Annotated in this window: 10 protein-coding genes; 5 read left to right on the top strand and 5 right to left on the bottom strand. The window is 31.4% G+C overall.

What is annotated here, in order from left to right; translation table 11 throughout:
• The first annotated feature begins 37 nt into the window (after positions 1–37).
• From RSC72_RS15365 to RSC72_RS15345, 5 genes are all read left to right on the top strand, one after another.
• Positions 38–994 carry an electron transfer flavoprotein subunit alpha/FixB family protein gene (locus RSC72_RS15365; RefSeq protein WP_332545727.1) on the top strand — a complete coding sequence of 319 codons (957 nt, stop codon included), beginning with the start codon at positions 38–40 and terminating at the stop codon, positions 992–994.
• Positions 995–1,105: 111 nt separating this feature from the next.
• The gene (locus RSC72_RS15360; protein ID WP_332545729.1) at positions 1,106–1,729 is read left to right on the top strand and encodes a bifunctional nuclease family protein; all 624 of its coding nucleotides are present in this window, start codon (positions 1,106–1,108) and stop codon (positions 1,727–1,729) included.
• Between the two features lie 18 nt (positions 1,730–1,747).
• Positions 1,748–3,124 (top strand): nucleoside permease, encoded by a 1,377-nt coding sequence (locus tag RSC72_RS15355; protein ID WP_332545731.1) that lies wholly within the window; start codon positions 1,748–1,750, stop codon positions 3,122–3,124.
• 107 nt (positions 3,125–3,231) lie between these two features.
• Positions 3,232–3,552: a CD225/dispanin family protein gene (locus tag RSC72_RS15350; RefSeq protein WP_332545733.1), complete on the top strand. Its 321-nt coding sequence runs from the start codon at positions 3,232–3,234 to the stop codon at positions 3,550–3,552.
• Positions 3,536–3,964: a DUF2752 domain-containing protein gene (locus RSC72_RS15345; protein WP_332545735.1), complete on the top strand. Its 429-nt coding sequence runs from the start codon at positions 3,536–3,538 to the stop codon at positions 3,962–3,964. The genes RSC72_RS15350 and RSC72_RS15345 overlap by 17 nt, the downstream gene beginning before the upstream one ends.
• On the opposite strand, the gene RSC72_RS15340 is transcribed toward RSC72_RS15345, so the two are convergent.
• The 5 genes from RSC72_RS15340 to RSC72_RS15320 form a co-directional block, all read right to left on the bottom strand.
• A complete protein-coding gene (locus RSC72_RS15340; RefSeq protein WP_332545736.1) occupies positions 3,961–4,452 on the bottom strand; it encodes a dihydrofolate reductase in 492 nt (163 codons plus the stop codon). The genes RSC72_RS15345 and RSC72_RS15340 overlap by 4 nt on opposite strands.
• Positions 4,453–4,519: 67 nt before the next feature.
• The gene (locus tag RSC72_RS15335) at positions 4,520–7,054 is read right to left on the bottom strand and encodes a M1 family metallopeptidase (RefSeq protein ID WP_332545738.1); all 2,535 of its coding nucleotides are present in this window, start codon (positions 7,052–7,054) and stop codon (positions 4,520–4,522) included.
• 99 nt (positions 7,055–7,153) lie between these two features.
• A complete protein-coding gene (locus RSC72_RS15330) occupies positions 7,154–7,597 on the bottom strand; it encodes a hypothetical protein (protein WP_332545740.1) in 444 nt (147 codons plus the stop codon).
• 70 nt (positions 7,598–7,667) lie between these two features.
• Positions 7,668–10,274 (bottom strand): reprolysin-like metallopeptidase, encoded by a 2,607-nt coding sequence (locus tag RSC72_RS15325; RefSeq protein WP_332578644.1) that lies wholly within the window; start codon positions 10,272–10,274, stop codon positions 7,668–7,670.
• A 90-nt stretch (positions 10,275–10,364) separates the two neighbouring features.
• Positions 10,365–11,159, bottom strand: a complete 795-nt coding sequence (locus tag RSC72_RS15320) for a thymidylate synthase (RefSeq protein WP_332546861.1) — start codon at positions 11,157–11,159, stop codon at positions 10,365–10,367.
• Between the last annotated feature and the right edge of the window lie 26 nt (positions 11,160–11,185).

Here is an 11,185-nt window from a genome sequence, read left to right as displayed (position 1 = left end):
AAGTAATCTAATTATTCACCTAAAAAGAAATTAAAAAATGGCAATTTTTGTATACGCAGAGTCACACGACGGAAAATATAAAAAAGCAGGTTTAGAAGCTGTTGCTTACGGTAAAGCTACAGCAGACGTTGCTGGAGATACAGTTACAGCAATCGTTTTCGGAAATGCTGCTGCAGATGAATTATATAAATACGGAGCTTCTAAAGTTGTAAAAGTATCTAATGATGCTTTAGCTAAATTTGACGCTAACTCTTTTGCTAAAGCTTTAGCTGAGGTAGCTCAAGGAGATGTTGTTGTATTACCATCTACTAACGAAGGTGCTACAATTGCTCCAGTATTGGCATATAAAACAGGTGCATCTTTAGTAACAAATGTAGAAAAAGCTCCAAAATCTGTTGCTCCATTTACAGTAGAACGTAAAGCATTTTCTGGAAAAGGAATAGAAACAGTTGCAGTTTCTGGTAAAGTTGTAGTTACAGTTTTACAAAATGCATTTGGAACAAAAGAAAATGCAGTTTCAGGTTCGGAAGAATCAGCTACAGTATCAGTTTCTGATGCAGATGCAAAAGTAAAAGTTCTTTCTACGGAATTAGCTTCTACAGATAAAATTGACTTGAAAGAAGCAGAAATAGTTGTTTCTGCTGGTCGTGGTCTTAAAGGACCAGAAAACTGGGGAATGATAGAAGAATTAGCAAGTGTTTTAGGTGCAGCAACAGCATCATCTAAACCAGTAGCTGATATTGGATGGAGACCTCACGCAGAACACGTAGGACAAACGGGTAAAGCAATTGCACCAAATTTATATATCGCAATCGGTATTTCAGGAGCAATTCAGCATTTAGCTGGTGTTAACGGTTCTAAGACAATTGTTGTTATCAATAATGATGCAGAAGCACCTTTCTTCAAGGCAGCAGATTATGGTATCGTAGGTGATGCTTTTGATGTAGTTCCTAAATTTATAGAGGAATTAAAAAAGTACAAAGGTCAAGCATAATCATTAATTATAGATTATAAATTCAGTCCGAATCATTTAGGTGATTCGGATTTTTTTTATCTATTAAAAAAAGATTAAATATTCGTCAGTTTTTCATAGATTTACGCCCAAATGGATAATTTAATAAGATTAAATATTAAAGGAATTTCTTACAGTCAAACACAGACTGGTGCTTATGCATTAATTCTGGAAGAAAAAGTAGGAGGAAGAAAGTTACCAATTATTATTGGTAGTTTCGAGGCGCAATCTATTGCTTTAGCTTTAGAGAAAGATATTAATCCTCCACGCCCATTAACACATGACTTATTTGTTTCGTTAGGAAAAGAGTTTCATTTGAATGTAGATTCAATTTATATTTATAAATTAGAAGATGGTGTTTTTTATTCGAATATTATTTTCTTGAATGAAGATGGACAACGTGCCGAAATTGATTCGAGAACTTCAGATGCAATTGCATTAGCGGTTCGTTTTAATGCGCCAATTTATGCTTATGAGCATGTTGTGGAAAAAGCAGGAATTCATTTGGACGTGATGCAAGAAGAAGATGAAAATATCAAAAGAGCGACGCAATTTGAAGATGATATTGATCTTTTAGTAGGTTTAGAGAACGATCTAAACGAATACGAAGGTTGGACGAAGGACGAACTTGATATCGAAATGAAGAAAGCTGTACAAAATGAAGATTACGAATTAGCAGCGCGCTTACGTGATCAAATAGATAACATGGAAAACTAATAACTATTTCATATAATTATGTCTTTAAAAACTAGACTAATCGTCATGAACTTCCTGCAATTATTTGTATGGGGAGCATGGTTAATAACTGTTGCAAACTATTGGTTTGGAACAAAACAGTGGGATGGAACCAAATTTGGATTAATATTTTCTACAATGGGTTTTGCTTCATTAATAATGCCAACTATTACAGGAATTATAGCTGATAGATGGATTAACGCAGAAAAATTATATGGTTTTTTGCATATCGCTTACGCAGTGGTACTTTTTTATTTACCACAAGTTGATAATCCCAATACGTTCTTTTGGGTAATGTTAGTAGCAATGGCTTGTTATATGCCAACAATTGCGCTAAACAACTCTATTTCTTATACTGTTTTAAAATCTAATAATTACGATGTTGTAAAAGATTTTCCACCAATTAGAGTTTGGGGAACAGTAGGATTTATAGTAGCAATGTGGATTACAAACCTTTCTGGAAATAAAGCGACAGAATACCAATTTTATATTGCAGGAGTTGCCGCTGTTATACTAGGGTTATATGCATTTTTTACAATACCGCCATGTAAACCACAAAAAAAGAACATAGGAAATTCTAGTTTTGTAGAATTATTAGGACTAGATGCTTTTAAGTTATTTGCCAACTATAAAATGGCTTTGTTCTTTATTTTTGCAATGTTTTTAGGAGGAGCTCTACAATTAACGAATGCTTATGGTGATGTATTTTTGGACGAGTTTAAACATTTTCCTAAATATGCAGACTCGTTCGTAATAAAGTATTCGACCATAGTAATGTCAATTTCTCAAGTTTCAGAAACATTATTTATACTAGCGATTCCATTTTTCTTGAAAAAGTATGGAATTAAGAAAGTAATGTTAATCTCTATGTTAGCTTGGGTATTACGTTTCGGATTATTAGGATTCTCTAACCCTCAAGAAGGATTATGGATGATTATTTTATCATGTATTGTGTACGGAATGGCATTCGATTTCTTTAACATTTCGGGGTCTTTATTCGTAGAAACGAATACAGATTCGCGTATGCGATCATCTGCGCAAGGTTTATTTATGATGATGACAAATGGCTTTGGTGCGGTGTTCGGAAGTTTAACTTCAGGATGGCTAATTGATAAATACTTTACAAGATCATTTAACAATACACAAGAATTCTCAACTTTTTTAGATACAACAGAAGATAATAGTCATATGCTCGATTTTGTGAAAAATAGTGGAGTGACTATAACAAATGGAGTTTTTGACAAAGCAATAATGTTTAAAGACTGGGAATATATATGGCTTTGTTTTGCAGCTTATGCATTAGTAATCGCTATTTTATTTGCGATTTTATTTAAACATGAACATAATCCAAATGAAATGGAGGATATAAAACATTAAATGATTAATAGTCATAAAAATATAAAGCAAGAATTTTTATTCTTGCTTTTTTTTTATAATTTTAAAAAATCTAAATGAAAAGTTAAAAACGCTATAAAAACAGACTTATGAATGATCAACCAAACGACGGATTAAAACAATTTGAAAACGGAACTCCTCCAGATAATAATCTTGTTTGGGCTATTTTATCAACAGTTTTATGTTGTTTACCTTTAGGAATTGTATCGATTATTAAATCGACAAATGTTAACACACTTTGGGCTCAAGGTCAATATGACGAAGCGCGTAAAGCAGCAGACGATGCAAAGAAATTTGCAATGTGGAGTGCTGGAGTAGCTGTGGCAGTTTGGATAATCGGAGCGATTCTTTATTTTGCATTTTTTGCAATGATTTTAGCTGGAGCAGCAGCAAATGATGGTAGTTACTAAACAAAATAGAATACGTATAAAATTATGCTCCATCTTAGTCTTAAGTGGAGCATTTCTTTATTATTTCTTTTTCAACAATCCTGTAGATAAGGGAACAGTTTTTTTACGTTGCCCTTCCTATTTTTTATTTGGTATTTATTGCCCAGGATGTGGCTCTCAACGTGCAATACATCAATTGTTACATTTCAATTTTGTAGAAGCATTACGTTATAATGCATTATTAACAATTGCTTTTCCGTTACTTATTTATATTGCTTTTGTTTGGTTGTACAATTTTATTTTCGAGAAAGAAATTCGAATCAAATTGTTTTACAACAACAAATTTGTTTGGTTTGTATTCGGATTAATTATTGTTTATGGAATCGCTCGAAATATCTCGATTTTTCCATTTACACTATTATCTCCACCTTAATCCTGAATGCGTTTATACGTCACATACGAGTAGGCATAAGTGTGTTTTTCATCTTTCATAAAATTTTCTCGATCTACTTCTTCCCAGATTTCTTCATCAATTTCTGGAAAATAAGTATCACCTTCAAATTCATGATGAACCTCTGTTATATAAAGAACATCCGCAAATTCCATTGCTTGTTTATAGATGTTTCCACCACCAATGATGTAAATATCTTCGTTTATTTTTTTTGCAGATTCTATTGCTTTTTCCAAAGAAAATTCTTTTTCAACATTTTCTGCTTGCCAATTTTTATCACGGGTAATAACAATATTTGTACGATTAGGTAAGGGTCTTCCTAAGGATTCAAATGTTTTGCGTCCCATAATAATAGGATGTCCAGATGTTAAATTCTTGAAATGTTTCAAATCATTTGGAAGATGCCAAATCAATTCGTTTTTTGCGCCAATTACGTTGTTACTTGCTTTTGCTACGATTACGTTTATCATAAGTTATAAGGTAAAAAAAGCTATCCTTTTTGGGGGATAGCTTAACAAATATAATAATTTTTGAATATTATTTCATTTTATTTATTGCATCTTGCAATTGCTCTATTTGTTTTGAGAAATGTGGAGACTTTATTGTTTTTCCAGCTGTAGTTTTCAATTGAAGAGCTTTTGTCGCCATTTGTTTTATAGCCATAGATGCTTGTGGATTTTGCTCTTTTAGATATGGATAATAACGAGAATATGTTTTTGCAATTTCAGCTGTTGCATCAGCAGTATCATTTGTCATAATCCAATTAAAAGCTTGTTCTGCAATTTTTCCTTTTTCGGGATCTTGAAATTTAGCAAATTCGTACATCGCAGCAGATTCAGCAATTAATACAGCCTTGTCAAACTGATTATTTTTCATCCAAGTAGGAACTAAAGCTATAGCCAAATCAGGAGAACCTTTTATAACCTCATCTTCTATATTTGCTGTTAATTCATTTATTTTAGAAGGATTATTTTTTAAAATTCCCGTTAATGCAGCCCCTTGTACGCTAAATGATGGACTTTTTACTGCTTTTTCATAAATCGTTGCATCAAAAATATTTGCTTCATTTAAAGCTGATAAAGCAGCCGCTTGTACCAACGTTTTCGGATCATTTACAGCCAATTGTTTCAACTTAGCTGTAGCTTTATCCATCATTGGTTTAGATTTTACATCAATTTGATGAATTGCATTAATCCTAACTCCATCAAAAGGATCATTTAAAGCTTCGACTAAAACTTCCGCAGCCCTCGGATTTGTAGCTTGTGCATTTGCCATTGCTTCTATCGCTAGAATACGTGCAGTATAATTTCCTTTTCCAGCTTTGTACTGTGCAATAAATTCTTCTATCGATTTTTTATCATCTAAATCACATAATAAAACTTGATCGGCATTCGGAATTACGACATCTGGTTTTTGATTTGCAGTAAATTCGAAAATTGTTTCCGCTTGTTTTGGAACCCAAACTTGTTGACGTGTCGTTTTTCCATTTTCTACAATATCAATAGCAAAAGGAAATTCGAACAATTTCGAGGTATCTTGACGAACTATAATTTTTACTTTTTTGGTAGTTGCTGAATAATCAGAAATAGTTGTCAATTTTGGATGTCCACTATTAAAATACCATTGATCGAAAAACCAATTCAGATCTCGTCCAGAAACTTCTTCTAAAGCAAGTCGTAATTGTGCAACTTCGGCTTTTCCGTATTCATTTTGTTTTAAATAATTGCTTAAACCTTTGAAGAAAGCATCATCTCCCAGAAAATTGCGTAACATGTGTAAAATAGCTCCTCCTTTGTTGTAAGAAACGCCATCAAACATATCTTCGCGAGAGTTATAATGTGGGCGAACCAAATTTTTTGTAGGTCCATCACCTTGTTTGTAACCAAAAATTTCGTTGTAACGATGTTCATCTGCTTTTTCTTTTCCATATTTATATTCAAACCATAAATATTCAGAATAGTTTGCAAAAGATTCATTAACAGTTAAATTAGTCCAACTTTCTGCTGTTACTAAATCGCCAAACCAATGATGAAATAATTCGTGAGCAATAACATATTCAGCCGTATTTTCATCAACTAATTGACCAGCTTTTTGCTGAACGCCATCATGAAAAAGAGAGGCTGTTGTATTTTCCATTGCTCCCGAAACATATTCTCGCGCCGTCATTTGCGCATATTTCTCCCAAGGAAATGGATAATTTAATTTATCAGAAAAAAATTGAATCATTTCTGGAGTATTTCCAAAAATTTGTTTTGCAACATCTTTGTAAGCTGGTTCTACATAATAATCTACATTGATATTTTTCCATTTATCATTGATTATGGCATAATCTCCAATTCCGAAAAAGAATAAATATGGCGCGTGTTTTTTATCAAATTTCCAATAATCAGTTTTTGTTCCATCCGTATTTTTCTTAGTCGATTTCATTATTCCATTGGATAACGAAACATATTTATCTGGATAAGTTAATGTGATTTCTTGTGATGTTTTTTGATTTGTTTTATCAATCGTCGGAAACCAACAAGAAGAAGATTCTGTTTCGCCTTGTGTCCAAATTTGTGTTGGGTAATTTGGTTTATCTCCTTTAGAATTGATAAAATAAACACCTTTTGCATCACTTATTGCGCTACTTCCTTCTTGTTTCACTTCATTTGGACGAGCTGTATATTTGATGTAAAGTGTATATTGTTGATCTTTTTGATAGGTTTTATCTAAATCAATATTTAGTTGTAAATCATCATATTTATAATTTAATTTTTTCTTAGTTGTACCATTTACCAACGAAACTTCATGAATAATCATAGCTTTTGCATCAAGCGTAAGTTTATTAGTTGCATAAAAATGAGGTTTTAAAGTGACCCATTCTTCTCCATGAACTTCTTCTTTTTGATAATCAAATTTTAAATCTAATTTCGTGTGAACAAGATTATTGATTCGTTCTGCTTCGGCACGATAAATATCTAATTTATTGGTTTGATTTTCAGAATAACTTGGCGGCGAAGTCATTACTTGAGCATGTGCAACGCTAGCAAAAATGAAGGCTGTTGAAAGCCATAAAAATCTTTTCTTCATTTTTAGTTTTTAAATTTTATTGGTTGATAATTTTCTCGAAAAGTTACAAAAAAAGCCTCCAAATTGGAGACTTTAAGTGTTTTTTATGATTCTTTTGACTTATTTAGAGATTTCTTGAAACTTGTAAATAGAATTTGAATACGGAATTTTATAAAATTTAATTAAATTATCTTGATTAGAAGTTGATTCAATATTTTTATTCTTGATCTTTTCGTATACTATAATTCCATTTTTTATCTCAATAATATTGATATCATTTTTTATCTCATTCACTTTTATATTAAAAACAACTAAATTTTCTTTATTGAAATCAATGTCTCCGATTGGAACTCCAGGCATGCGAGTCGCATTTATTGGACCCAATGTTTTACCAAGTTCTGTATCATTTTTAAGCGTAAAAACAGAATCGAAGTTTTCGAGAGAATTTTCTTTAAGTTCTAAGATTAAATAATTTTGATCATCAAAGTTATCTTGACGTTTATCTATATTATTTGTAGTGCAACTTAGTATAAATAAAGAAAATGTAAGAAAAATAGTTTTCATAATGGTTGTGTTTTAAATTACAAAACCCATTAAAGAATGGGTTTTGTATGAATTATTTAATGAAAATAAATTATTTGATAATTAATTTCTTCGTTTGTACTGCATCTCCATCATTGATTTTTACAATATAAACACCTTTTGGTAAATTAGTTGCATTGATTGCTTGATCTATTTTACTTCCAGAGACATTGTACGATTTTGTAGAAACAATTTGTCCAGCAAGGTTAATAATTTCTGTTGTTACCTTGTTTGTTTTTGTATTCATTCGAATATTGAAATTTCCATTTGTTGGGTTTGGATAAATAAATAAATCATTTTGTTTTGTAACGTCTGAAACAGCTAATTTAGAAGTTTCACGATGACATAACTCTACTCCGATTTTATTTATTGTACCCACATTTCCTACACCTAAATCGTATAATCTGAATAAATAATTTCCATTTGCAGATTTACCTTCGTAGCGTTTTAGATCAAGTGTTCCTGAAATTACAGCGTCTTTTACTCCACAATTGTCAAAACTTGAAGCTCCGAATCTATTAAATTTATAAGATAAATCTGGTGTTGAACAGTTTTGGTACCATGCATATTGATACCTTTGATCAACTCCTGATTTAGCAAACATTAAGACTAATTCTTTAGAATTGGCATGTGTAATATCTGTGATTACCGAGATATCTTCAATATTTTTTGTTACTCCAGAAACAGGTAGTGGAACATCTGTCATACCAGGAGATGTACCAACAGCATCTTTCATTGTGATTGGAGTTGTTGTGAAGTATTGATTACAAGATAAACTTACTTCGTATCCAATAGCAAAAATTGGAGAAGCAGCATAGTAAATATTGTCAATCGCTTCTATGATAATATTTGCTTTTTCAGCAGTAATATCATTTGGTAATGTAATAGATACTTTACCGTTGTTTGGAGTTGATTCTACTAATGTTGTAAAAGTCTTTCCTTCGTCTGTTGTTAATTTTACTTTTACATTTTGTGTGTTAATTGTTCCTGTATTAGTTCCGGCAACATCCCAATTTAGATCAAATGTTTCTCCAGATTTAAATGATTGATTAAGATCGATATTGTTAATCTTAAATGGACCATCTTCTGTAATAGTTATAAGAGCTTTATCTGAATCAATTTGTCCACCTCCTTGCTTGTTATCTCTAACTTGTAAGACAAAATTCATTACCTTTGCAACATCAGAAACGGTGTTCCATGTAGAGTATAATTGACTGTTTAGTACATTTTCCATAGGAGGAAAATATCTTTCAGGATTTGAAGAATGTTCGTAAACTCTAAAGTTTGCACCATCTTTATTTTTACTACTTGGGTTTTTGAAACTATTACCTGTATAAGTCGTAATAGGATCAGATTGCTCCCAAGAATAAGTTAATTTATCACTATCAGTATCACTTGCATTCCCAATTAGATGAAAAGCTGTTCCTTTTGGAATTGAATAATCTTCTCCAGCATTTGCAACAGGAGGAGTGTTAGTACTTTCAGTTGTAGTACCACATGTTTGTTTCGCTAAATAATTATTAATTTGTTCTAAATTGTAATGATTAAATTGAGAAATAAAAGTGCTTTGAACATCATGACTTCCTGTTACACCTGGATATCCCATAACAGTTACTCCACTTCCGATTTCTCGGTTTGCCATAAACCCTTCGTTTCTTGAATGTACGTGATTAGCACCGAATTGATGTCCCATTTCATGTGCTCCAGCGACAGCAAAATTAAAACCTTCTGGATTTGTTTCTACAGGTCCAATATATGCAGCGCCTTTTATTTTATTATTACAAACACTTCCGATAGCTCCTGCATTTCCTCCACCAAGAAGATTAGTAAATAGAATACCTATATCGTAATTATCCGAACCAATATTAGCATCTAATTGTTTTTGAACTTCAGCGTTTAATCCAGTAGTTTTAAAAGGGCTTGAAGCTGCTGTAAGATATGTTACTTTATCTAAATTATCTGCCAATTGAAAAGAAATAGCCAGATCATTTTCATATATAGGTAATATGTATGTTAAAGATTTTGTAACAGCTGCAATAGATGTTTCTAATGTAGGATCTTGAGTTCCTGAGTGAAATTTATTGTATTGATAATCAGTTACTATTGCAAGTTTGTATTTTCTGTAATTTGTTGGATTATTTATTGCTTTTGATTCGCTAGTTAAAGCAGAAGTGTTTTGATCTACATTACCACAACTAAAGTTTTTTAAACTTGGTAGATTTTCGCTGTCAATTAATTCATATTGACCATCTGTTTTTTCGATGATATATTTATCTGTAGAAGAGTAAATAATTGCATTAATTCCTTGACTTGTAGAAAAACCTAAACTAATTTTTTTTAACGGATCAGAAGTAGAATATCCATAATATGATTTAATATTAGGAAACTGCTCCTTCATTTTATCATTTAATATTTCTCTTTCTACTAAAATAAATCGTTCGTTTTTTCCTTTATTATTCGGAATTGTAACTTCTAATTTTGAAGTTTTACTAAAAATTTTAGAAGATAATTGGTTTTCAACATTTTTTAAATCAACAAATGTTTTTTTTGTATTAGATAATGAAGTATCAATATTTCTTAAATGATTATTCCCATTTTCTTGCGCATAGGTAATAGTCATAGCTAAAAGTATAGCTACGAGTGTAAAATTTTTTCTCATAATAATGTGTTAATTTAATTTTTAATAAAACTAATTAAGTTATTATGAAATTCAAAAAAAATAACGTTAAAAAACAACAATAATTGTAGTTTAAACCGCTACAATTCCTTTGATATGTGGATGTGCCTGATAATCGATTAACTCAAAATCCTCGAAAGTAAAATCAAAAATATCTTTTACATTAGGATTTATTTTCATTGTTGGCAATGGAAAAGGTTCGCGTGTTAATTGTAATTCTACTTGCTCAAAATGATTTTTATAAATATGAGCATCTCCAAAAGTGTGTACAAAATCTCCAACCTCTAAGTTACAAACCTGCGCTACCATCATTTGTAATAATGCATAAGAAGCAATATTGAATGGTACACCCAAAAAGATGTCTGCACTACGTTGAAATAATTGTAATGATAATTTACCATCATTTACATAAAATTGGAAAAAAGCGTGGCAAGGCGCCAAAGCCATTTGGTCTAATTCGCCAACATTCCAAGCAGAAATAATAATTCTACGCGAATCTGGATTATTTTTTATCTGATCGATAGCGACTTTTATTTGATCCACAACTTCGCCATCTTGTTTTTCCCAAGAACGCCATTGATGCCCATAAACAGGACCTAAATCTCCGTTCTCATCTGCCCATTCGTTCCAAATTCTAACATCATTATCTGTTAAATATTTGATGTTTGTATCACCTTTCAAAAACCAAAGCAATTCGTAAACAATCGATTTTAAATGTAATTTTTTCGTGGTAACCAATGGAAAACCTTCGGATAAATCAAAACGCATTTGATATCCAAAAATACTTTTAGTTCCTGTACCAGTTCTGTCTTCTTTAAAAGAACCTTCTGATAATACTTTTTTACATAAATCGTGATATTGTTGCATTTTGATTATATTTAACCTTTCAAATT

The sequence above is a fragment of the Algoriella sp. genome (genome assembly GCF_036647415.1).
Taxonomy (GTDB): Bacteria; Bacteroidota; Bacteroidia; order Flavobacteriales; family Weeksellaceae; genus Empedobacter.
Note: the sequence above shows the minus strand (reverse complement) of the source record. Positions and strands in the feature narration are given on the sequence as shown.

Bases quoted from the DNA above. Each gene is read 5' to 3' on its own strand.
- RSC72_RS15365 (WP_332545727.1), top strand. From the start codon at position 38: ATGGCAATTTTTGTATACGCAGAGTCACACGACGGAAAATATAAAAAA.
- RSC72_RS15360 (WP_332545729.1), top strand. From the start codon at position 1,106: ATGGATAATTTAATAAGATTAAATATTAAAGGAATTTCTTACAGTCAA.
- RSC72_RS15355 (WP_332545731.1), top strand. From the start codon at position 1,748: ATGTCTTTAAAAACTAGACTAATCGTCATGAACTTCCTGCAATTATTT.
- RSC72_RS15350 (WP_332545733.1), top strand. From the start codon at position 3,232: ATGAATGATCAACCAAACGACGGATTAAAACAATTTGAAAACGGAACT.
- RSC72_RS15345 (WP_332545735.1), top strand. From the start codon at position 3,536: ATGATGGTAGTTACTAAACAAAATAGAATACGTATAAAATTATGCTCC.
- RSC72_RS15340 (WP_332545736.1), bottom strand. From the start codon at position 4,452: ATGATAAACGTAATCGTAGCAAAAGCAAGTAACAACGTAATTGGCGCA.
- RSC72_RS15335 (WP_332545738.1), bottom strand. From the start codon at position 7,054: ATGAAGAAAAGATTTTTATGGCTTTCAACAGCCTTCATTTTTGCTAGC.
- RSC72_RS15330 (WP_332545740.1), bottom strand. From the start codon at position 7,597: ATGAAAACTATTTTTCTTACATTTTCTTTATTTATACTAAGTTGCACT.
- RSC72_RS15325 (WP_332578644.1), bottom strand. From the start codon at position 10,274: ATGAGAAAAAATTTTACACTCGTAGCTATACTTTTAGCTATGACTATT.
- RSC72_RS15320 (WP_332546861.1), bottom strand. From the start codon at position 11,159: ATGCAACAATATCACGATTTATGTAAAAAAGTATTATCAGAAGGTTCT.